Here is a 304-nt window from a genome sequence, read left to right as displayed (position 1 = left end):
TCGCCGGTAGCTTCGTTGCTACCGACGAAGAAACGCCTACTGCCAGCCTGAAAGTTGATTTCACCACCGGCACCAATACTCAGGGTTACTACACCCTGTCTGGCACTAACGTTGTGCTGACGCAGAAGGGCGCTGATTTCGTCAACGCCGGCAACCAGTTGCCGAAAATTGACCTGACCGTCACCGACGCCGACAACGCCACTTCGCACAGCGATGCTCAGCCGGTCGTTACTTTGGTCAACGACATCCCGGTCATCACCGTGGCTGCTACCACCATTGTTGAGAACAGCGCCAAAGTCGGCAC

At 56.6% G+C, this 304-nt stretch carries 1 protein-coding gene; it reads left to right on the top strand.

Features of this window, described 5'->3' with window-relative positions; all coding sequences use genetic code 11:
* The coding region (locus tag AOA61_RS31345; protein WP_158234832.1) for a hypothetical protein at positions 1-304 on the top strand (304 nt) is incomplete at both ends.

This window comes from Pseudomonas sp. 2995-1 (assembly GCF_002742505.1).
Taxonomy (GTDB): domain Bacteria; phylum Pseudomonadota; class Gammaproteobacteria; order Pseudomonadales; family Pseudomonadaceae; genus Aquipseudomonas; species Aquipseudomonas sivasensis.
This window is presented reverse-complemented; position numbering and strand designations above follow the sequence as displayed.